This is a genomic window from Enterococcus sp. C57, assembly GCF_040887305.1.
GTDB lineage: Bacteria > Bacillota > Bacilli > Lactobacillales > Enterococcaceae > Enterococcus_B > Enterococcus_B hirae.
The window spans coordinates 44514-66339 of record NZ_JBFOFP010000011.1 but is presented as its reverse complement, the minus strand read 5'-3'; the positions used below and the strand labels follow the sequence as shown (position 1 = coordinate 66339).

Below are 21826 nucleotides of genomic sequence, written 5' to 3'. Positions count from 1 at the left end.
TAGTCAAAAAAGGATGACGATCAATGAGTAACAAAAAGCGGCGATATTTGGATAGTTTCATGACCTTGTTATTCATCACAGGAATCGTAATTTTTATGTATCCTTTTGTTAGTGATCGTATCAATGATTACCTGGATCAGCAAATCATTAGAAAATACCAACAACAAGCACAACAACAAAAGACAGAAGAGTTAGAGAAAATCCAACAAGAATATCTAGAAAAAAATCGAGAACTTGCAAAAAGTAATTCTTCCCCAGGCTCTGACCCATTCTCCGAAGAAGAACCGGAGAAGGTAACACAATCAACGATCCAAAAACATACCATTGGTGTGTTATCAATCCCGAAAATCAATGTGCGACTACCGATTTTTGACCAAACGACTTCTTTTTTTCTGGAAAAAGGTGCCTCTGTATTGGCAGGAACCTCTTATCCAGTTGGGGGTGAAAGTACTCATGCCGTTCTTTCCAGTCATCGTGGATTACCTAAAGCCAAACTATTTACGGATTTAGATCAACTAGAGAAAAACGATTTGTTTTTTATCGAAAGTCAGAATGGTAAATTAGCGTATCAAGTGGATCAAATCAAAATTATTGAGCCTACAGATCTTGATGATCTGATGATTGAAAAAGGGCAGGATTTAGTTACATTATTAACGTGTACCCCTTATATGGTCAATAGTCACCGGTTGCTGGTACGAGGACACCGTATTCCCTATGAAGATCAAGACATTGAAAAAGAAGTCAAGAAAATCGATAGCCAAAAAAAACGATCTCTTTTGATTCTTGGATTCGTATTGATTGGATTGCTAGTGGTCGGGATAGTGTGTTTCATTTGCTATTTTAAACATTAAGTTTTAATATAGTTTTGAAAACTAGATGTAAAAGTCTTATAAACAGTATATAATAGGTTTATGAGAAGAAGGCATCAATGATTGGAGGAAATACAAAAATGGAAGTAGAATTTAGTCGGAAGTATCAAATAGTGAATGAAGTGTTGAATGCCGTCACCCATGGAATTGCAGCGTTTTTAAGTCTCATTTGTTTTGACTTGCTGATGGAACAAGCTCATTCAACCCTCGATTATGTTGCGTTTATCATTTATGGCAGTTCGCTGTTTTTGCTTTTTTTCAGTTCTACGTTGTTCCATAGCTTGATTTTTACAAAAGCAAAAAAAGTGTTTCAAATATTCGATCATTGTTCGATCTATTTACTGATTGCCGGGACCTATACGCCTTTTTGCCTGTTAATCGTTCAGGGACTTTCTGGTGTACTATTACTTAGTGTAATCTGGGCAACAGCAGTTATCGGGATCATTTACAAGTGTTTGACTTTAGCGAAAGCCAGTCAGGTTTCTAAAGTATCAACGATTATTTATAATGTGATGGGCTGGGGAATCGTGATTGTTTTACCGAAACTTTATCAAAACATCAATTTGACCGGTTTACTTTTATTGGTCGCTGGTGGGTTAGCTTACTCGATCGGTTCAATTTTTTATAGCATGAAAAGCAAGAGGTTCACACATGTTATTTGGCACTTATTTGTGATGTTAGGTGCATCATTGATGTTTTTAGCCGTTTACTTTGGGTATGTGGTTTAAGTAAAATCAATTTAAGAATGAATTTTCTGATGAACAAAGGAATAGCTCTCCTTTTTACAACGAAGGATTAAAAAAATACGTTTGGTTTCGATGGAATGATCGCAACCAAACGTATTTTTATTTGATGGAGCAGTTGCTTTCACTAGATTGTATGATTGAAATAGTGAGATTTATGAGCATATCCATTGTTTTTTAATCTTTTATTCGCTAGTTTTGTATTTATACAAAAAAATGTATGAATGCACTTTTTTTTATTAAATTTATGAATATAGTAGACAATCACTGAGAATTTGTTTAATATTATTCAAATAAAATTCAAATCTTAATGAGAGAAATTTTAAAAAACATTGCGGAAAAGAGGTAGTCTCGAATGTCAGAATTAATGATCGGTGAAATTCCTGTTAGTCAATTAGTAAAACAATATCAAACACCCCTTTATGTTTACGACGAGAAGCAAATGGTGGAGAACATCAAGGCATTTAAACAAGGATTTCAATCAGATCATTTTAAGACAAAGATTTTATATGCATCAAAAGCATTTCAGACCGTTGCCATGTTAAAACTGATTCAATCACAAGGATTAGGTTTAGATGTAGTTAGTGGTGGCGAGATTTATACAGCTGTGTGTGCTGACTTTCCAATGGAAGAGGTCTATTTTCATGGAAACAATAAAACACCTGCGGAAATCCGTTATGCTATCGAAAATGGACTTGTTCATTTTGTAGCGGATAATCTCATGGAAGTTGAATTGTTAGTCGCACTTAGCCAAGAATATCAAAAAGAACTCCAGGTAATGATCCGGTTGAATGTAGGGATCGAAGCACATACGCATGAATATGTCGTTACTGCTCATATTGATTCAAAATTTGGTCTACTCTATGAAAGCGAAGAGTGTCAAAAAGCGATCCAATTTATTCAGGATAGTGGATTTTTACAATTAGAAGGCTTTCATGCCCATATTGGTTCGCAGATTTTTGAACTATCGGCATGGATAGCAGAAATCCATAAACTGGTTGGTTATCTTAAAGATTTTGATGAAGTACTTTCGCTAAATCTTGGGGGAGGATTCGGTATTCGTTATACCGAAAGTGATCAGCCATTACCCATTGAAGAATCTGTTCGAGAATTAGTACGTTTTACGGAAGAAGCTTTAAAAAAACAAGGATTAGTAATCAATGAATTGTTGATCGAACCCGGAAGAAGTATCGTTGGGGAAGCAGGAACGACGCTTTATACGGTAGGATTTATTAAGCAAACGCCAAATAAAAAATATTATTTTGTCGATGGGGGAATGACCGATAATATCCGTCCAGCACTCTATCAAGCGAGCTATCAATGTGATCTGGCAACCAAATTAAGGGAAAAGAAAACCGAAAAAGTCACGATCGCTGGGAAAATGTGTGAGTCAGGTGATGTGGTTATTCAAGAAGCTCTTTTGCCTATCGCTGAACCCGGAGATATATTAGCGGTATATGCCACAGGCGCTTATGGTTATTCAATGAGTAGCAACTATAACCGAGCCTTGAGGCCTGCTGTGGTATTCGTCAACGGTGAAACTGCTCGATTAGTGGTACGTAGGCAAGAATATGAGGATTTATTGCGAGGTGAAGTTCAATGATCCTGCATAAATATAATGGTTGCGGCAATGATTTTATCTTAATGGACTATGAAGAAGGTATCGATTATCACCAATTAGCCAGCAAGTGGTGTGGACAGGATCGTTTTGATACAGATGGGCTGATTGTCGTTCGAGAGCAACCTTTAACGATGCTTTATTTCAACAAAGATGGCAGTCAGGCGCCGATGTGTGGGAATGGGATTCGTTGTTTTGCTCGGCATGTATGGGATAAAGCTATGGTAGAAACTTCACCTTTCGACGTACACACATTAGCGGGTGTGATTTCCATTGAAATTTTGACAGAAGAACCTTTTTATTGTACCGCTCAGATGGGACAACCCGATTATTCGACAGAAAAGTTAGCGGTCAATCAAACAGAACCCATCGTGGATCAAATAGTACGTATTGGACAAGTGGATGTCCAGCTAACTAGTTTGTTTATGGGCACGATCCATACCGTTGTTTTTGTAGAGGATGCAAAAGCGCAACAAATGAAAGCGTTAGGGGAACAGATTTGTCACCATCCATTATTCTCAGAAAAAACCAATGTTAATTTTGTCCAACGAGTCAATGAACAGGAACTGATCGTACGCACGTATGAACGTGGCGTTGGTTGGACATTGGCTTGTGGTACTGGCTGTTGTGCGGCTTATGTCGTAGCTAGAGATCATGGATACTTAGCAAGTGCTAAGGCCATGATTCACTTAGAGCAAGGAGAGTTAATGATTACTGGGGAGACACAAATACAAATGACGGGACCAGCTGTTCATGAATGGTCACAAAAGGAGATGTCGTATGATTAAAGGTTCGATCGTTGCATTGATTACACCGATGGATGCGCTTGGCGAAATTGACTATCAAGGATTAGAGAAACTAATTGAGTTTCATCTTTCAGAAGGTACAGATGGCCTGTTAGTGTTAGGAACAACTGGGGAATCTTCGACGTTAACGCCAGAAGAAGAAGAGGAGATTCTACGTTTTACAGTAGCAAAAGTAAATAAAAGAATCCCAGTCATCGCAGGCGCAGGAACAAACGATACGAAAAAAACAATTGAAAGAGTCCAACGTTTAGCAGCGATTGGGGCGGATCAATTGTTAGTGATCACGCCTTATTATAATAAGACAAGTGATGCAGGTTTGTTGGCGCATTTTACTGCAATTGCTGACCAATCACCACGACCGATCATTTTATACAATGTACCATCTAGAACTGGAATGACGATCCCAATCCCAGTCCTGGAAAAATTAGCGACACATCCACAAATCAGCGGGATCAAAGAAGCATCAGGTGATCTGGCTTATGTGATGGCAGTTGGTCGTCTTTTGACAGACTCGTTTGTCCTTTATAGTGGCAACGATGAAGCTATTTTGCCGATATTAAGTGTGGGTGGAAGTGGGGTTATCAGTGTTTGGGCCAATATCCAGCCTAGATTAGTCCATGAATTAGTCGCAACGTTTGAGCAAGGGAATCTTCGACGAGCGCAACAAATCCAATTAACTGCCTTACCATTGATCCATGCCTTGTTTAGTGAAATAAATCCGATCCCAATAAAAGCCGCAATGGAGATGATGGCTCTTCCTTCAGGTGCGTTACGGCTACCACTTGTTCCTCTGTCTGAGGACAAGCGAGGAGTATTACAGGAATTATTACCTATGAAAGGACGAGAACAGGTATGAAAATTGGTGTAGTCGGACATGGACGAATGGGCAAAAAAATCCAAGAAGTCATTGAGTCTTATGAACATGAGGTCGTTTTTCCAAAAGTCTCCCTTAAAGAAGCGACTACTTTATCTTTTCCGAGTAATATCTCACTCCTTATTGATTTTTCTCACGCAGATAATTTGGAAAAAGTGCTAGATTATGGAGCAGCACACCAACTTCCAGTCGTGATCGGAACGACTGGCTATAGTGAGGAACAATTCCAGGCAATCGAAGCGTTTGGGCAACGTTTCCCCATTTTATACAGTGCGAACTTTTCTTTAGGGATTTTTGTCATGAATCAATTAGTGAAGCAGGCTGCTGAATTATTGAAAACATGGCAAATCGAATTGATTGAAAAACATCATGACCAAAAAAAAGATGCGCCTTCTGGAACGGCTCAATCACTACTCGCTAGTATGCAAGAAGTCCGCAAACTATCGCCTGTTTTCCAATGGAAAGATCAACCTAGAAAAACCGATGAAATCGGAGTACACAGTTTACGTATTGGTTCTGTACCTGGAGAGCACGAAGTTTTATTTGCATCTACGGATGAAGTATTATCAATCAAACATGAATCGTTTTCCAATCAGATTTTTGCAGAAGGAGCAGTAAGTGCAGCTTTTTGGTTAAGCAATCAACCAGCTGGATACTATCAATTAGCAGATACTTTAGGTGGATAAAGGAGAGAAAGCAAATGGACGCACAAGCAATTATACGTTTGATTCAAACAGCTGATAAAAAAACACCGGTTAAAGTGTATTTAAATGTCACTGAACCAATTAAATTTGAAAAGTGTAAAGTATTTGGTCAGGGGAATAGCCAAATTATTTTCGGTGATTACCAAGAAATCGCACCAATCCTCGCAAAAGAATCCGCTAAAATCATTGAGATCGAAATAGAAGAAACAGCTAGAAATAGTGCCATACCTCTGCTTGATTTAAAAGAAATCAATGCTCGGATCGAGCCAGGAGCAATTATCCGGGATCAAGTAACGATCGGTGATCATGCGGTCATCATGATGGGAGCGATTATCAATATCGGTGCGGAGATTGGGGAAAACTCGATGATCGACATGGGGGCAATCTTAGGCGGAAGAGCGATTGTCGGCAAAAATTGTCACATTGGTGCGGGTGCAGTGTTGGCGGGTGTGATCGAACCGGCTTCCGCTCAACCAGTGGTGGTTGAAGACGGTGTCTTGGTGGGGGCGAATGCTGTCATTGTTGAAGGTGTCCGTATTGGCAAAAATGCAGTCGTAGCGGCTGGAGCAGTTGTTTTAGAAGATGTAGCAGCTGATACCGTAGTGGGTGGAACGCCTGCCCGAGTACTAAAAATCAAAGACGAACAAACGAGGGAAAACACTGCATTGATCGCTGCATTACGGGAATTATAGAGAGGATGACAAAGATGCGCAAAATAGATACCTGTATCGTTGGAGCAACTGGTTTAGTTGGTCAAACGATGTTGAACGTGTTAGCAGAATATGATTTTCCAGTAGGTCGTTTGAAATTATTAGCATCCAAGCGTTCAGCTGGAAAAATCTGTGTGTTTAAGGGAAAAGAATACACAGTAGAAGAATTAACAAAGACATCATTTGACGGGTATGATTTAGCGCTTTTTTCAGCCGGAGCAGAAATTTCACTTGAATTTGCGCCACTTGCTAGAGAACATGGGTTGGTCGTCATTGATAATTCTTCTGCTTGGCGAGAAGATCCGTCGATTCCGTTGATCGTTCCAGAAGTCAATCTAGCAGATCATGAAATGAACCGATTGATTGCCAATCCAAACTGTTCCACGATCCAAGCCGTTTTACCGTTAAAGGCATTGCAACAGACATTTGGTGTCAACCGCGTGAACTATTCCACCTATCAAGCGGTCTCTGGTTCGGGGCAACAAGGGCTAACTGATCTTCACGCCACTCAAAAAGGGCAGGAACCTTCGCTTTATCCGTATGATATCAGTCAAACAGTCATCCCCGAAATTGATGCACCGTTGGTTGATGGGTATACGAAAGAAGAACACAAAATGATGGCTGAAACAAGGAAGATCCTACATTTGCCTAACTTACCTGTTTCGGCTACTTGTGTACGTGTCCCCATTGAAGTTGGTCATGGTGTTTTAATCGCAGTCCAGTTGGCGCAGCCATTTTCACTTGCAGCAGTCCGTCAATGTTTGCAACATTTTCCGGGAATAACAGTCGTGGATGATTTGCCCAACCATAGTTATCCGACCAGTATCCTTGCTAAAGGAACAGATGAGGTATACGTCGGCAGACTCCGGCATGATCCTACATTGGAAAATGGGCTGTTACTGTATACCGTAGCGGATAATATCCGTAAAGGCGCAGCTGCGAATGCTGTACAAATCGCCTCTGCCTTGTTATCAACAATCAGGGAGGTGATCCAATGAAAGTCGCAAAATTTGGTGGCTCATCGATGGCTCATGAAGAACAATTCAAAAAGGTAAAATCTATTATTTTAGCTGCCTCTGAACGAAGTGTGATCGTTGTTTCCGCTTTAGGAAAACGAACAAAAGAAGATGACAAAGTCACGGATCTCTTGTATTTGATCCATGCCTATCTTCATCATGGAGTCGACTGGACACCTTTGTGGGAAAGGATCTGTGAACGATTCATTCAAGTGAGAGATGTCTTGTCGTTGACTTTTCCGATTGAAGATGAATTGTTAGAGATCCAAAAAAAATTACAGCGAGAAAAAGTCTCGCAAGATTTTTTGGTCAGTCGGGGAGAATATCTCACTGCGAAGTTATTAGCTGAATATGTTGGTTATACGTTTATAGATGCGAAAGAACTGATTTTCTTTGATTATACGGGTGAGATCGATGAAGAACGGACGAAACAAGCAATAATAACTATTTATCAAGAAAAAGGCCCACTAGTAGTCCCAGGATTCTATGGTGCTAATCCAGTTGGAAAAGAAAAATTGATGGGGCGAGGTGGGAGCGACATCACTGGCGCAATCTTAGCCAAACTATTGAATGCCGACTGTTATGAGAATTGGACGGATGTTTCCGGGATTATGATGGCTGATCCACGAATCATTGACACGCCAAAAATCATCAAAGAAATTTCATTTAGAGAATTACGAGAGATGGCGTATATGGGGGCAAATGTTCTCCATGAATCAGCTATTTTCCCAGTACAAGAAGCAGGTATCCCGATTCAAATAAAAAATACGAACGATCCAGAGGCGCAAGGCACTAGAATTTCCAGCAAAGAAGTCGAAAAAGAAAATGGCTTAACAGGGATTGCTGGAAAAAAAGATTTTCTTTCGCTAACACTATTTAAACGACATATGTCTGATGAAATCGGGTTTATTTGGAAAGCAATGAGTGTCTTTGCGAATCATGGTATCTCGATCGAACACATTCCTTCGGGGATCGACAATATTGGAGTAGTCGTTTCAGCAGAAGCCATTGCAGATCAATTATTTTTGATTACCAAAGAGTTAAAAGAAAATTTGGGTGTCGAGGAAGTCGAAATTATCGAGAATCTGGCATTGATCTCAGTTGTTGGCGGACCACATAAAGAACTGATTGGACTTTCTGGCAAAGTCTTATCCATCTTAAATCAACTAGAGATTCGGACATCGATCTTATCCCAAGGGGCACAAGAATTAAACTTGATCATTGGGGTAAAAAATGAAGAATATGAAACAGTCGTTAAAGGGCTCTATGAAGGGATGGTGAATGTCGATGTTAGCAAAACATCGCATGGCGTTACATCAAATTCCTGAAATCGGCTTTCATGAATTTAAAACCAAAGCGTATTTGCATGAACAAATCAAGGATCTTGGGGGAGTCCTGCATGAAATCGGCGAGACTGGTTTATTGCTTTATTTTGATCATCAACAAAACGAAACGATTGCTTTTCGGACAGATATTGACGCCTTACCGATCCAAGAAGAAACAAATCTTCCCTTTGCTTCTACTCATGAAGGGATGATGCATGCGTGTGGTCACGATGGACATATGGCAATGTTATTAGGGTTAACGGAATATATCGCAGATCATAAAGAACAGTTAATGTACAACGTTGTTCTGATTTTTCAACCTTCGGAAGAAATATCTGGCGGAGCGGAAAGTGTTATTCAAACAGGTTTGTTAGAGGACTATCAAGTCCAAGCCATTTTCGGGTTTCATTTATGGCCAGGTCTTCCCAAAGGCGAGATCTATTCACGATCGGGCGCCTTTATGGCACAAAGTAGTGAGACAGATATCATTGTCAAAGGGAGATCAGCCCATATTGCCTCTAGTGAACAAGGGATCGACAGTATCCGAGGAGCAATTGGTTTTATGGATGAAGTATACGAGTTGGAACAATCTTTACCTAAAGAATGGCGACGTTTAATAAAGTTTGGACAGATCACTGGTGGTACGATTCGAAATGTTTTAGCAAATGAAGTAACTATTTCAGGCAGCATCCGTTCTTATGATCAGCAAATCCAAGATTCGATCAAAGCACAACTGGCTGATTTAGCAGAGAAATTTCAAAAAAATTCGCAGGTATCGATCCAATTCCGTTATAATGATGGATATCCAGCGGTCATCAATGATCCTCACTTATATACAGCCTTGAAGCAATCAGAAAAATTACATGAGCTTGAACAACCGGTCTTGCAAGCAGAGGATTTCGGTGTTTATACCCAGAAGTATCCATGTGTTTTTTTCTTTCTCGGTGTCGGTGATACACCAGCACTTCATGATGCACGATTTGATTTTGATATGGCTGTGTTAGAAAAGGGTGTCGCTTGGTATCAAACGATCCTTCATACAAAAGGACTTTTTCTAAAAAAGGATCAGTGACAAAGAAGTGATAAAAAGGAGAAAACCACATGAATTTAACCAATCGTTTTAATCACAGGCTTGCAAAAATAGCAGTGTCACAAATCAGAAGTTTTGACCAACAAATTTCTGCTATCCCCGATGTCATCAAGTTAACCTTAGGAGAGCCTGATTTTCCAACACCCGAACATGTCAAACAGGCGGGGATCACTGCTATTGAAGAAAATTATTCCCATTATACGGGGATGAGGGGACTACCCGAACTTTGTGAAGCTGCTTGTTTATTTCAAAAAGAACGTTATGGGTTGGTATACGATCCTCAAACTGAAGTACTAACGACAGTTGGTGCCACAGAAGCAATCGCTGCTTCTTTACTAGCGATTTTAGAAGAAGGCGACAAAGTATTGATTCCTGCGCCTGCTTATCCTGGCTATCAGCCGATAGTGGATCTTGCTGGAGCGGAATTGATCACGATCGATACGTCAGAAACAGGCTTTATTTGCCAACCAGAACAATTAGAAGCAGCCTTTGCTACTTATGGCGACTCGATCAAAGCAATTATCTTGAACTATCCAAGCAATCCAACAGGAACACTGTTAACTTCAGAACAAATGGCAAAATTAGCTGAAGTCATCAAACAACGATCGGTCTTCGTGATCAGTGATGAAGTCTATGCAGAGTTGAATTATGTCGGAGACCATGTCTCGCCAGCGTCTTATCTTCCGGAGCAAACAATTGTGATTAGCGGTTTATCCAAATCTCATGCGATGACCGGCTGGCGGATCGGCTTTATTTTTGCTCAAAAATATGTGATTGATGAAATCATCAAAGTCCATCAATATTTAGTCACTTCAGCCACTACAATGGCTCAAAAAGCTGCGGTTGAGGCACTTACTACCGGAATGTATGATGGGGAAAAAATGAAAGAACAGTATGCGAAGAGAAGAGATTATCTTTTAGGTCAATTAAGTGAGTTAGGGTTTGAAGTCATACCACCTGATGGCGCCTTTTACCTGTTTTGTAAACTGCCAAAAGAAGTTACCCTAAATTCTTGGGAGTTTTGCTTACAGTTAGCAGAACAAGGCAGAGTCGCCTGTATCCCTGGTTCAGCTTTTGGACCAGAGGGTGAAGGCTATATTCGGATTTCTTATGCAAGTAGTTTGGCAGAACTTACGGAAGCTTGCCAACGGATTCGCCTTTTTTTAGCTGATATATAATCAAAAAAAATGAAAAGCTGCGTTCGTTTTATTGAACGAAGTTTTTCATTTTTTTGTTTGTTTTGTTGATTGAAAGAGGAACATTTAAGTCAAAATCTTAATAGAGAAAGTCTTGTTTTTTCTGTCCAATATTTGGGCATTTCTTTTGATTTATAAAAAATCGAGTGTTATGTTTGAATTGTTTAGAGTTATTCTAAATAATTGAACAAGGAGGTTTCATCAATGGAGAAAACAAAGGTTATTATTGTCGGCGCATCTCATGGCGGACATCAATCGATTTTAGAATTGCTATCTAGATATGGTGAAAATGTCGATATCACCTTATTTGAAGCAGGGGATTATGTTTCGTTCATGTCATGTGGCATGGAATTATATTTAGAGGACCAAGTGACAGATGTTAATGATGTACGAAATTTCAGACCAGAAAACTTTCCACAACCCAATGTTCACATTTTAAACAATCATGAAGTAAAAGCGATTCATGCAGACCAAAAGACAGTAACGGTGACTAGTATCTTAGATAAGAGTACCAAAGAGTATGAATATGATAAATTGATCTTAAGCTCAGGAGTAAAACCAAATTCATTGCCAGTACCAGGAACAGATTTAGAGAACGTTTATTTGATGCGTGGGTACGATTGGGCTACTAGAATCAAAGATAAATTAACTGATCCAGCAATCAAAAATGTAGCTGTTATCGGTGCAGGCTATATCGGGATCGAAGCCGCTGAAGCTTTTCAAAAAGCAGGGAAAGAAGTGACGTTATTAGACGTGATTGATCGACCATTAGGCACTTATTTAGATCCGGAAATGACGGATATTTTAACCGAACATTTAAAAGAAAAGGGTATCAAAGTCGTGACGGGTGCGAAAATCACTGCTTTCACTGGTGAACAACAAGTCGCTGCGATTCAAACAGCAGATGAAGAAATCGCGACAGATCTTGTGATTCAAGCAGCTGGAGTCAAAGCGAATACGGAATGGCTAAAAGGAGTCGTAGATTTAGATGATCGTGGTTGGATCGTTACCGATGAATATTTGCAAACCAATTTACCTGATGTGTATGCAGTAGGGGATGCAACCCTTGCTTATTCGATACCTGCCCGCTCAAAAATGCCGATTGCACTAGCAACAGTGGCAAGAAGAGAAGCACGATATGTAGTCAAACATCTATTTGAGGATACACCAAGCCAACCATTTGGAGGCGTTGTAGGTTCTTCGGCATTAAGTGTTTTTGATTATCACTTTGCAGCTAGTGGTTTGAATAGTTTTACAGCAGAAAAAGCAGGCGTAGCTATTCGCACAGCTTATTATGAAGATACTATTCGTCCTAAATATGTACCTGAAGAATATGGGAACACGAAAGTTTCAATCCAATTATTCTTTGACCCAATGACACATCAAGTCCTTGGCGGAGCTGTTTTATCTACTTATGATGTGACTGCTCAAGGCAACGTACTAGCGCTAGCGATCCAACAAAAACTGACGATCGAAGATTTAGCAGAAGCTGACTTTTTCTTCCAACCAGGTTTTGATCGCCAATGGAATATGATCAATCTAGCCGCGCAACAAGCATTGGGAGAAGAACCATTTGTAGAATAAAATCAAACAATTAGAGACATTCGTTAGACATGTTGTATTTTACGTAAAATATAAATGAACCGCCTGAAACACTTCAATTGTTTCAGGCGGTTTTTGTTATTTTTTTGTATTAATAACTTTTAGTTACTATTTTATAGCTGGAATTAGTAAGATGCACCATTCATGTTTAAACTACTCTTTTTACATCCGTTTTTTTCGGAAATAATCAGGTGTTTTTCCGGTTTCTTTTTGGAAAAGTTTGAAAATCGAAGGGACACTTTTATAGCCGATTTTTAAGGCAATCGTACTTAAACTATCGTTTGTTTCTAGCATGAGTCGCTTTGCTTCAGATAAGCGTTTTTGATCGATCAACTCTTGGAAACTACTACCGGTTTTATTTTTTAACAAGTTGCTTAAATAGTTTTTGTTATAGCCAAAAGTTTCTCCTAATTGCTGTAAGGTGATTTCTGCATAGTGATCATTGATATAATCTAAGATTTGAATCAGCGGCTCATTACGAATCGTTTTTTTATTCGTGATAATCACTGGTGCTTGGGCGCTTTCTACCATCAGTGAAGAAAATAATAAATTCAGCAAAAGTTGCTTATGCACAGACTCTTTTTGATAAGTGGTCAACATCAAACTTTTAATTAGCTGATTCGCTAAGGGACTCATTGATAAGTCTAGGAGGATATAACTAGTATGTTCAGTAGGCGAACGAGTTGCTTGAAAGAAAAAATCTGTGATTAGATTATTGGATTTTGGTAGATTAGGCAATAGAATATTTTGAATAGCTGGAATATCAAGGAGGAAATTGATCAAGATATCCTCTGCTCCTACATAATCGATTTGTTGGATAACCTTACTATCTAACAGAAGTAACTGTCCTTTTTCTAAATGAAAAACGTCACCGTTCAAACGCTGGGTGCAGTGCCCATTGAATAAAAAATTCAACTCAATAAAATGATGGGTATGCGCGGGTGTGTAAGAAAATCTTGGATGTTTATTAATTGTGATTGATCCAAACTCAAAGAAATTACTTTTAGGAATTTCTGGAACGATCGAACGATGATAGTTGAGGTTCATCGTATTAATATTTTTACCTGATTTTTTTTGCAATTTTTCGATTTCCGTTTCTTTGAATAACTCTGCGATCCATTTCTCCATGAACTTCACCTCTTAATGATCATCTTACCTTGCTATTAATGTAACACAACTTCTTAACCAAAAAACCTGTAGATTTGATATAAACATTCTGGATTTTGGAAATTGTTCCCCGAATATGAAAGCGGTTAATATGTAGAGGGAGAAAAAGCATAAGTGTTTAGGAAGGAGAACTTAAATCTTTTAGCTGTTGATTGTTAACGACTGTTCCTGTTTTTTTTAAGTGATAGAAAGCGAAAAATGGAAAATTTTAGCCTATTTTTGAGGAAGAGTGAGCTATCAAAATGACTAAACAAATGTGTTCATTTGGCTTAACTTTCGCTAGTTTGGGTGAGACGTACGGGGCTGTTTCATTCGTTATTGAGCCATTCGTTCAAAAGATTTAGATTATCAGTTATTGACAATGAGAAAAAAGAATCGTGCATGATTACCATTGCTACGATCCAAAACCAAGGAGTGTGGAAGATGAATAGTGAAAAACAAACAAGATGGTTATGGTACCCAGGAGATTTTGAAATCAGACAAGGATTATTACAAAATTTTTCAAGAGAAGAAAGAGGCTATGACTGGCCTGCTTATTGGAACGTTGATGATTGTCATAAAAATGTGAAATTCAAACGTTACTACGAACTGACAGAACCAACTTCTTTTATTGTTTATGCAACAGGGATTGGCTATGTGGAAGTGAATGGGAAAAAGTATCCACTTAAAGAAACAATCAATTGTCAGCCTGGAAAGAATAAAATCAGGATTTTTGTAGGCAACGCAACTGGATTACCCGCTGTCTTTGTCGAAGGAGAGGTTATCAAGAGTGATTTAGGTTGGCGAGCAAGTAACTTTATTGAAGAACTACCAGCTGGTTGGAGCTCACTTTATTTGGATAAAGCAAACGATCCAAATCATGTCTATTTTGAAAAAAAAGTGGTTACACCTGTTTCAATCAACGAACAGAATGATGGGGTATTGATCGATTATGGTCGTGCGGTTTACGGAACACTGGCAATCAAAAAAATGACACATGGACAACCGATCATGATTTGCTATGGTGAATCTGCATCAGAAGCATTAGATGTGGAGATGTGCTATTACAAGGAAAAAGCAGCTACTGTTGAAACAATCCCAAGAAAGCGTGCTTTTCGGTATTTGTTTGTTCCAGATGTTGCGAAGGAAGAAATTGAGATCGAGGCAATCCATGAATCCCTTCCTTTAACCAATCATGCTGCTTTTTCTTCAGACAATGTCCTTTTAAACAAGATTTGGGAAGTTTCTGTGGAAACATTTACCCTATGTAGCGGATTGTTCTTTATCGATGGGATCAAGCGAGATCGGTGGATCTGGTCAGGCGATGCTTACCAAAGCTACTTTATCAATCAATACCTCTTTTTCGATGAAGAAATCAATACCCGAACGATGTTAGCGCTTCGTGGGCAAAATGAGATCAAGCAACACATGAATACGATCGTTGACTACTCGATTTTATGGATCATCGCTGTTGAGAATCACTATTTAATGACGGGCGACACGGTTTTCTTGAAACAAATCTATCCTAAGATGAAGACGATGATGGACTATCTCCAAGCACAAACGAATGAACTTGGCTTTATTTATGGGCGAGAAAAAGATTGGTTGTTTATTGATTGGACGGAGATGGATCGAGAAGGAACCTTGGCAGCAGAACAAATTCTATTGCTTGAAGCTTATCAAACGATGATGACTTGTGGAGCTGTTTTGGGTGAGGTAGATGACTACGAGCAGAAGTATCAACAACTAAAAGAAAATGTCATGAGCTATTTCTGGGACGAAGAAAAGCAGGCATTTATTGATTCCTATGAATCGAAAAAGCGCCACGTAACTCGTCATGCCAATATCTTTGCCATTTTATTCGATTTAGTGGAACAAGAAAAGAAAGAACAGATTTTAACCCATGTATTGTTAAACCCTGAAATTACCCAGATCACGACACCTTATTTCAAATTTTTCGAGCAAGATGCTCTATGTAAAATGGGTCAAACAGACCAAGTGTATCAAATCATCTGTGATTACTGGGGCGGAATGGTTGAAAGAGGGGCAGTGACATTCTGGGAAGAATATATCCCTGAGGAAACGGGCGAACAAGTGTATGAAATGTATGGGGATCCTTTTGGCAAAAGCTTATGCCATGCTTGGGGAGCAAGCCCAATCTATCTATTAGGCAGATATTTCGCAGGTGTCCGACCACTTTCACCAGGATATCAAACTTTCATCGTTGAACCTAATCTAGCTGCCTTTGAAAGTCTAAACATGCAAATACCAATCAAAAATGGACTTGTCACAATCAATAAAGAACAAGAACAGCTACACATTTCAACGACGCGAGAAGGAGGGATTCTCCGTATCAACCAGCAAGAGGTTCATTTAGAGCCAGGAAAAAATTATGATATCTCCCTTGAAACAACTAAGAGCAAACAACTGATTTGAAAAAGGAGAGGATTGGAATGCAACAAACACGAATCAGTGTAAAGGAAAAAATTGGTTTTGCTTTAACAAATCTCGGAAATATCCCAGTGATGACGTTGTTGAATACGTACCTTTTGATTTTTTATACCGATGTAATTGGCATTAATCCTGCTGTAGTTAGTACGCTTTTTCTAGTCTCCAGACTACTTGATGGTTTCAGTGATCCTTTATTAGGTTTTTTGATCGATCGTTTCCCAGTGACGCGCTTTGGCAAATATCGCCCGATTTTGGTGCTAGGAACAGTGATTTGTTGTATCAACTATTTACTTGTTTGGTTTGCGCCGTTACTTTTTACTAGTCAAAAAATCGTCGTTATCTATATTTCTTATATTTTGTTAGGTATCACTTTTGATTTAATGGATATCCCATTAAATAGTTTGATCCCCGTATTAACCGATCAAGAAGCCGATCGAAACATCTTGTCGTCCATAAAAGGTGTGTCGTATACAGTAGGACCTACTTGTTTGAATATTTTGGCACCGTTGATCCTTTCCGCTTACAATAATGGGCTTTCTGGGTATACCTTGTTGATTGTCGGAACGGTACTAGTCGTCTTGTTCTTCACGATTTTTGGTACATTAGCACTGAAAGAAAGAGGGAATGAAGAGCCCGCTGAATTATCGCAAGAGCGCGGCTATTCTTATAAAGAAGCGCTTGCTATCTTAAAAATTCGTCCAGTGATGACCCTATTTATCAGTATGCTTTTTATTACCGCCGCAAGCAATATCTTTAGTGGATCGCTTTTGTATTATTTGAACTATATTTTGAATGACACAAAATTGCTAAGTTTCGCTAGTTTTTTAGGACTGTTTGGTGCTTTAGGAGCAGGTGTGTTGGTCCCTAGTTTATCTAAGCGATGGGGGAAGAAAAAAGTATATGTTGGCGCATTATCTTTACTCTGTTTAGCGATGATCGTGATGATCGGCGTGCATCAATCGAAAATGATTTTCTTAGGGGCTTATCTTGCTGTCCAAGTTGGCTTAGGGCTGACCAATACTTTGCAGTATAGTTTATCTGCTGATAATGTGGATCAAATAAAACACGAGTTGGGAATTGAAACAGCAGCGCTGATCGCTTCATTGAATTCTTTTATCATGAAATTTGCGATGGCGATTGGTGGAGCTATCCCAGGATTTGTTTTGAGCTATACAGGCTATGTAGCGAATCAGGCGCAATTATCTAGCGCATCATTTGGCATTATTTTCTCTACTTTTGTAGTACCACTTGTTTTTTACCTAATCACGCTCGGTGTTTTCCAAATCGGTTATCCAGCGAACTATTTATTTGTTACGACTAAGGAAAAACCTTCCATTGGTTGATTTGCTGCTTTTTCGTTCGTTAGACTGAAAGATAGTTACCTAATTACCTAAAAGCTCTGGTTGCTATTGACGAAAAGCTAACTGAAAATGAAGAAAAAGGGGAGGATGCCAGTGTTTACCTTTGAGCAACTAAAAACATTTTTGATGGAAAATAACGAAATTGAATGTCGACAACAAATTGATGGTCAAAATATCAATGACCAACAGTTGCCCTATGAGACAGTCGCAGTACCTAAAATGCCCAAAAACCAATTTTTCAAAGAGGGTAATATCTTTATCAATAAACATCATCGTTACGCTGAAATGCCTGCACATACGCATGAATTTGTTGAATTTAACTATATGTTGTCTGGTTCATGTGTCCAATATGTCAACGATAAGAAAATTCACTTGAAAGAAGGTGAATTGCTGTTATTAGACAAAGAAATCGTTCAGCGTATCGATCCTTTAGAAGAGGAAGACCTTTTGATCAATATTTTATTGAAAGGGGAATCGATTACGACTGACATCGTGATCAATATGGTGAAGTCACGTGGATTGGTCAATGAATTTCTATTAAATGCTTCGCAGGAAAAAGGAAAACATGATGAATTTATCCATTTTCATTGTGGTGATAACTTAGAAGTGCAAGGGTTATTGCACAAAATGATTTTGGAATATTACAACAAACAAGACTATTATATGCGGGCACTGAATCTGAGATTGTCTTTACTATTGATCGAACTTACCCGTGATTTAGAAGAATATGTTACGCAACGTGAGAATCAGGAATTATTAGAGATTTTACGATATATCGATCTTCATTTTCGAAAACTGACACTGAAAAATCTAGCGAAACATTTTGGTTATAATGCAAATTATTTAAGTAATAAATTGAAAAAAGAAACAGGGAGTTCTTTCCAAGAATTGATCAATTCTTTGCGGTATAAAACGATGATCGAGTTGATGAGAGAAACGAATAAAACTTTTGAAGAAATCTCGTATGAACTTGGTTTTGAAACTCTTGCTTCTTTGTATAAATTAGTCGGAAAATACACAGAACTGACACCTAAAGAACTCAAAGATAGTCTGTTAAAAAAATAGAATAGGCAGTTGTGATGCAACGAGTCCTTTTTCTCAGGTGATCTGTAAAAAAGATTTGACCAATCATGAACTGGCAATGAAAAGCGAAGATTAACGAAAGCGTATTCCAAATGTATTGGATAAGTGTGAACCTTCTTTTCGTTTCCTGAATGTTCGAAAAAGAATCGCTTGTTTGATTCGCTGAAGCATACGAATGTGATTTGGATAAAAAGAACACTTTTTTTGCTATAGTCCTGAGTAATTCATACGTTTACAATTCTAACTGTTCGAACTTATAAAACTTATTTTAAGGAGTGTTTTTTATGAAGAAACAACAGGCATCAACTACTACCACGGTCAAAGAGTATTCGCCTCTAGCTGTCGCTGCTGGAATTGGCTCCATGCTTGGATCTGGCTGTATTGTTGGACTCTCAGCGACGATTCCCGTTTGGCAAAAGGGACTAGAGCTGACAACTGGACAAGTCGGGATCGTTTCTGGCGGGCTAACTTTTGCAATCGCTTTCGGATCGCTGTTTACTGGACAGATATCAAAAGCATTTGGCTTGATCCGTTCATTTAACTGGATCAATTTGTTTTACGCGATCGGAGCTGCGGTCTGTATTCTAGCCACAAGTTTCCCAATGCTCTTATTAGGCGTGATTATCATGGGCGTAGCATCTGGAGCAGACTTACCATTAAGTTTGACCGTTGTTTCTCATGATGCACCTGATGAGCATACTTCTGCTCGTTTGATTTCTTCCACACAGATTTTTTGGCAAGTGGGGATATTCATTTCTTACATCTGTTCGTTTCTTTTATCGGGAATCGAAGGTGTGTTAGGAGCAAGAATTGTTTTTGCCATCTTATTTACGTTTGCAGTGATCACTTGGTTATGGCGGACACTTTCACCTAAGTTTAGACAATTTCATGAAGCCGGAGCTGCTCGACAAGCAATGACCAAAGTGACAAGCGACTCGAAAGAAGTTTCTTTCAAGACAGTACTATTTGGGGAAAACAAACAAAAATACCTTGGCTTTTTCGCCGCTATCTTGATTTTTTATGTGTGTTGGAACCTCTTAGCGAATACTTGGGGACAATTTCAAACCTATGCTTTGACAAATGCCGGAGCTAGTCAAGCACAAGCTACAGGATTAGGGATCGGGTTGAATGTGATTTCTTTAGCAACAACGATTGCATTTGCCTCTGTTGCAGGTGGTAAATTTAGAAACAAAGCTTTCTTTATTGGGGCAGTCGTTCAATTTGGCGCAATGTTAGGTATGGCATTGATCGGTGGTGGTGCAGGATTTATTGCATTAGCGATCACAATTGCTTTTTATAATTTTGGGAATCCACTAGCCGGAGAAGCAATCTACAAAGTGTGGACACAAGAATCTTTCCCAGCAGAAACACGAGCTTCACTTCAAGGGTTCATCAATGGTTTTTCAAGAATGTGTTGTGGATTATTTGCTTTTGTTACCCCTTACTTAGTTGCTCCTGATCGTATCCAGACGTCTATGTTTGGCTTTGCGGGAATCGTTTTGGTAGCGACAATTGCTGGAGTGATCATGATGCGTCTACAGAAAAAATACCCAGTGATTGATCCCGTGGATAAAGAGCTGACTGAAGGAGAAATGACTGCATCGTTCACCAAGTAAAGAAGAGGAGAAAGCAAGATGGCATTTACTTTTCAAATCAATCAAGATGTGCGTTGGAAGAAAGACGAGGCACTGCTAACCAAAGCACAACAACATGTACCAAATCTTCTGAAAACGAAGATCGAACCAGTAGCAATCACTGAAGTCGTTGAAGACCCACATGGTTTGAATGGGTATTCAGCAATTAACAGTGACAAAGAAATCAAACAACTAGCTGATTATACTTTAAAAAGGGATGAAGCGATTATCTTAGATTTAGGGGATCATTATGTTGGGCATTTTAGTCTGTCCATTGACTCGGTTGGTTCGCCAATGGATGCGCCCTTATATTTACAACTGAAATTTGCGGAAGTACCCGCTGAACTTGCGGCAGATTCTAGTGTATATGATGGTTGGTTGTCAAAGTCTTGGATTCAAGAAGAATTTATCCATCTAGATGTTTTACCGGCACGTTTAGAATTACCAAGAAGATATAGCTGTCGTTATATTGAGCTAAAGGTGTTAGATACTTCACCCAAGTGGCAAGCTAGTTTTTCTAATCCGCTTTTTATCGCAGAAAGTTGTGTGTCACTCGACCAATTACCAAAGCCTGTGATTGCTGATGAAGAACTTGCTTCCATCTACCAAGTTTCTGTTAAAACATTATTTGATTGCATGCAAGAAGTCTTTGAAGATGGGCCCAAACGAGATCGCCGATTATGGATTGGTGATTTACGTTTACAAGCGTTAGCGAATTATGCGACTTTCGGTGATTTAGCTTTAACGAAACGTTGTCTTTATTTATTTGGTGGGATGACGACCAGTGAAGGGAAGATTCCAGCCAATGTTTTCACAGCCCCGCAATTGACACCAGATGATACGTTTTTATTCGACTATAGTTTGTTTTTTGCAGTGATCTTAGCTGATTTTTATCAACAGACGAAAGATTCAGTTGTCTTGCAGGATTTATATCCAGTAGCGAAAAAGCAGATGGAACTAGCACTGACATGTGTCGATGAAGAGGGACGCTTGAATTTGTTAGAAGAGTGGCCAGTATTTATCGACTGGTCGAATGAGTTTGAAAAGAGTACAGCAGGACAAGCAGTGTTGATCTATGCGATGAAACGATTCAACCAGTTGGCAGAACAAGTGAAAGATCCACAACTGAGTCATTACCAAGAAACAACAGAGAAACTGATTGCGTTTGCGAAGCAACAATTATTTGATGAAGAACAAAAGCAGTTTATTATTGAAACAACCGGAGAAATCAATGTGGCGAGTCAAGTTTGGATGGTTTTAGCAGAGGTCTTTGATCAACCAATGAATCGAGAAATTTTGGAGACGATGATTGCGCATCATTTTCCGATCACAGGGATTGCTACACCTTATATGTATCATCATGTAGTCGAAGCGCTATTTGTAGCTGGACTTCAAGAAGAAGCTATCCAGTTAATGAAAAACTATTGGGGCAAAATGATTCAGCTGGGAGCAGACACTTTTTGGGAAGCTTTTAAACCAGAAGAACCAGATTTTTCTCCTTATGGCAGCCCGATCATCAGTAGTTATTGCCATGCGTGGAGCTGTACGCCAGCGTACTTGATCGAAAAATATCTAAATTGAAAAAGCAGTCAGTTACT

18 protein-coding genes are annotated in these 21826 nt (G+C 39.1%); 17 read left to right on the top strand and 1 reads right to left on the bottom strand.

The genetic code is table 11. The features are described 5' to 3' along the window. Positions 1–23 precede the first annotated feature (23 nt). From AB5M32_RS12615 to AB5M32_RS12560, 12 genes are all read left to right on the top strand, one after another. Positions 24–851, top strand: a complete 828-nt coding sequence (locus AB5M32_RS12615; protein ID WP_368024497.1) for a class C sortase — start codon at positions 24–26, stop codon at positions 849–851. A gap of 98 nt (positions 852–949) precedes the next feature. Beyond that, on the top strand, positions 950–1597 hold the full coding sequence (locus AB5M32_RS12610) for a hemolysin III family protein (protein WP_025480259.1): 648 nt from the start codon (positions 950–952) through the stop codon (positions 1595–1597). Between the two features lie 370 nt (positions 1598–1967). Then, positions 1968–3215, top strand: a complete 1248-nt coding sequence (gene lysA / locus AB5M32_RS12605; RefSeq protein ID WP_178286869.1) for a diaminopimelate decarboxylase — start codon at positions 1968–1970, stop codon at positions 3213–3215. Then, positions 3212–4018 (top strand): diaminopimelate epimerase, encoded by an 807-nt coding sequence (gene dapF, locus AB5M32_RS12600; protein ID WP_053765851.1) that lies wholly within the window; start codon positions 3212–3214, stop codon positions 4016–4018. The genes lysA and dapF overlap by 4 nt, the downstream gene beginning before the upstream one ends. Beyond that, complete coding sequence (dapA, locus tag AB5M32_RS12595) at positions 4011–4892, top strand: 4-hydroxy-tetrahydrodipicolinate synthase (protein ID WP_178286867.1); 882 nt, start codon at positions 4011–4013, stop codon at positions 4890–4892. Before dapF ends, dapA begins: the two co-directional genes overlap by 8 nt. After that, positions 4889–5596, top strand: a complete 708-nt coding sequence (gene dapB / locus AB5M32_RS12590; RefSeq protein ID WP_034699411.1) for a 4-hydroxy-tetrahydrodipicolinate reductase — start codon at positions 4889–4891, stop codon at positions 5594–5596. Before dapA ends, dapB begins: the two co-directional genes overlap by 4 nt. 14 nt (positions 5597–5610) lie before the next feature. After that, positions 5611–6306, top strand: coding sequence for a 2,3,4,5-tetrahydropyridine-2,6-dicarboxylate N-acetyltransferase (gene dapD / locus AB5M32_RS12585; protein ID WP_034699414.1), 696 nt, complete (start codon positions 5611–5613; stop codon positions 6304–6306). A 14-nt stretch (positions 6307–6320) separates the two neighbouring features. After that, positions 6321–7322 (top strand): aspartate-semialdehyde dehydrogenase, encoded by a 1002-nt coding sequence (locus AB5M32_RS12580; RefSeq protein ID WP_178286865.1) that lies wholly within the window; start codon positions 6321–6323, stop codon positions 7320–7322. Beyond that, positions 7319–8668: an aspartate kinase gene (locus AB5M32_RS12575; protein WP_053765847.1), complete on the top strand. Its 1350-nt coding sequence runs from the start codon at positions 7319–7321 to the stop codon at positions 8666–8668. The genes AB5M32_RS12580 and AB5M32_RS12575 overlap by 4 nt, the downstream gene beginning before the upstream one ends. Beyond that, positions 8628–9737: a M20 family metallopeptidase gene (locus tag AB5M32_RS12570; RefSeq protein ID WP_178286863.1), complete on the top strand. Its 1110-nt coding sequence runs from the start codon at positions 8628–8630 to the stop codon at positions 9735–9737. The genes AB5M32_RS12575 and AB5M32_RS12570 overlap by 41 nt, the downstream gene beginning before the upstream one ends. 29 nt (positions 9738–9766) lie before the next feature. Continuing rightward, positions 9767–10933 (top strand): pyridoxal phosphate-dependent aminotransferase, encoded by a 1167-nt coding sequence (locus AB5M32_RS12565; protein WP_034699425.1) that lies wholly within the window; start codon positions 9767–9769, stop codon positions 10931–10933. A gap of 222 nt (positions 10934–11155) precedes the next feature. Continuing rightward, positions 11156–12535 carry an FAD-dependent oxidoreductase gene (locus tag AB5M32_RS12560; RefSeq protein ID WP_010738534.1) on the top strand — a complete coding sequence of 460 codons (1380 nt, stop codon included), beginning with the start codon at positions 11156–11158 and terminating at the stop codon, positions 12533–12535. 180 nt (positions 12536–12715) lie between these two features. Here the strand turns inward: AB5M32_RS12560 and AB5M32_RS12555 are convergent, their stop codons facing one another. Further along, positions 12716–13681 carry an AraC family transcriptional regulator gene (locus AB5M32_RS12555; protein ID WP_063626514.1) on the bottom strand — a complete coding sequence of 322 codons (966 nt, stop codon included), beginning with the start codon at positions 13679–13681 and terminating at the stop codon, positions 12716–12718. A gap of 462 nt (positions 13682–14143) precedes the next feature. Here AB5M32_RS12555 and AB5M32_RS12550 point away from each other — a divergent pair, with 462 nt between their 5' ends. The 5 genes from AB5M32_RS12550 (at position 14144) to AB5M32_RS12530 (ending at position 21809) form a co-directional block, all read left to right on the top strand. Further along, complete coding sequence (locus AB5M32_RS12550; RefSeq protein ID WP_368024496.1) at positions 14144–16135, top strand: amylo-alpha-1,6-glucosidase; 1992 nt, start codon at positions 14144–14146, stop codon at positions 16133–16135. Positions 16136–16152: 17 nt separating this feature from the next. After that, positions 16153–17493, top strand: a complete 1341-nt coding sequence (locus tag AB5M32_RS12545; RefSeq protein WP_010720189.1) for an MFS transporter — start codon at positions 16153–16155, stop codon at positions 17491–17493. Between the two features lie 111 nt (positions 17494–17604). Then, the gene (locus AB5M32_RS12540; protein ID WP_010720188.1) at positions 17605–18576 is read left to right on the top strand and encodes an AraC family transcriptional regulator; all 972 of its coding nucleotides are present in this window, start codon (positions 17605–17607) and stop codon (positions 18574–18576) included. Positions 18577–18878: 302 nt separating this feature from the next. Beyond that, positions 18879–20210, top strand: a complete 1332-nt coding sequence (locus AB5M32_RS12535; RefSeq protein ID WP_053765841.1) for an MFS transporter — start codon at positions 18879–18881, stop codon at positions 20208–20210. An 18-nt stretch (positions 20211–20228) separates the two neighbouring features. After that, positions 20229–21809: an alpha-rhamnosidase gene (locus tag AB5M32_RS12530; protein WP_178286861.1), complete on the top strand. Its 1581-nt coding sequence runs from the start codon at positions 20229–20231 to the stop codon at positions 21807–21809. Positions 21810–21826: the final 17 nt, after the last annotated feature.

What these genes read in the sequence shown, in the direction of transcription:
- AB5M32_RS12565 (WP_034699425.1), top strand. Translation starts at nt 9,767, where the DNA reads ATGAATTTAACCAATCGTTTTAATCACAGGCTTGCAAAAATAGCAGTG.
- dapF (WP_053765851.1), top strand. Translation starts at nt 3,212, where the DNA reads ATGATCCTGCATAAATATAATGGTTGCGGCAATGATTTTATCTTAATG.
- dapA (WP_178286867.1), top strand. Translation starts at nt 4,011, where the DNA reads ATGATTAAAGGTTCGATCGTTGCATTGATTACACCGATGGATGCGCTT.
- dapB (WP_034699411.1), top strand. Translation starts at nt 4,889, where the DNA reads ATGAAAATTGGTGTAGTCGGACATGGACGAATGGGCAAAAAAATCCAA.
- AB5M32_RS12555 (WP_063626514.1), bottom strand. Translation starts at nt 13,681, where the DNA reads ATGGAGAAATGGATCGCAGAGTTATTCAAAGAAACGGAAATCGAAAAA.
- AB5M32_RS12545 (WP_010720189.1), top strand. Translation starts at nt 16,153, where the DNA reads ATGCAACAAACACGAATCAGTGTAAAGGAAAAAATTGGTTTTGCTTTA.
- dapD (WP_034699414.1), top strand. Translation starts at nt 5,611, where the DNA reads ATGGACGCACAAGCAATTATACGTTTGATTCAAACAGCTGATAAAAAA.
- AB5M32_RS12610 (WP_025480259.1), top strand. Translation starts at nt 950, where the DNA reads ATGGAAGTAGAATTTAGTCGGAAGTATCAAATAGTGAATGAAGTGTTG.
- lysA (WP_178286869.1), top strand. Translation starts at nt 1,968, where the DNA reads ATGTCAGAATTAATGATCGGTGAAATTCCTGTTAGTCAATTAGTAAAA.
- AB5M32_RS12580 (WP_178286865.1), top strand. Translation starts at nt 6,321, where the DNA reads ATGCGCAAAATAGATACCTGTATCGTTGGAGCAACTGGTTTAGTTGGT.
- AB5M32_RS12575 (WP_053765847.1), top strand. Translation starts at nt 7,319, where the DNA reads ATGAAAGTCGCAAAATTTGGTGGCTCATCGATGGCTCATGAAGAACAA.
- AB5M32_RS12550 (WP_368024496.1), top strand. Translation starts at nt 14,144, where the DNA reads ATGAATAGTGAAAAACAAACAAGATGGTTATGGTACCCAGGAGATTTT.
- AB5M32_RS12530 (WP_178286861.1), top strand. Translation starts at nt 20,229, where the DNA reads ATGGCATTTACTTTTCAAATCAATCAAGATGTGCGTTGGAAGAAAGAC.
- AB5M32_RS12560 (WP_010738534.1), top strand. Translation starts at nt 11,156, where the DNA reads ATGGAGAAAACAAAGGTTATTATTGTCGGCGCATCTCATGGCGGACAT.
- AB5M32_RS12535 (WP_053765841.1), top strand. Translation starts at nt 18,879, where the DNA reads ATGAAGAAACAACAGGCATCAACTACTACCACGGTCAAAGAGTATTCG.
- AB5M32_RS12615 (WP_368024497.1), top strand. Translation starts at nt 24, where the DNA reads ATGAGTAACAAAAAGCGGCGATATTTGGATAGTTTCATGACCTTGTTA.
- AB5M32_RS12570 (WP_178286863.1), top strand. Translation starts at nt 8,628, where the DNA reads ATGTTAGCAAAACATCGCATGGCGTTACATCAAATTCCTGAAATCGGC.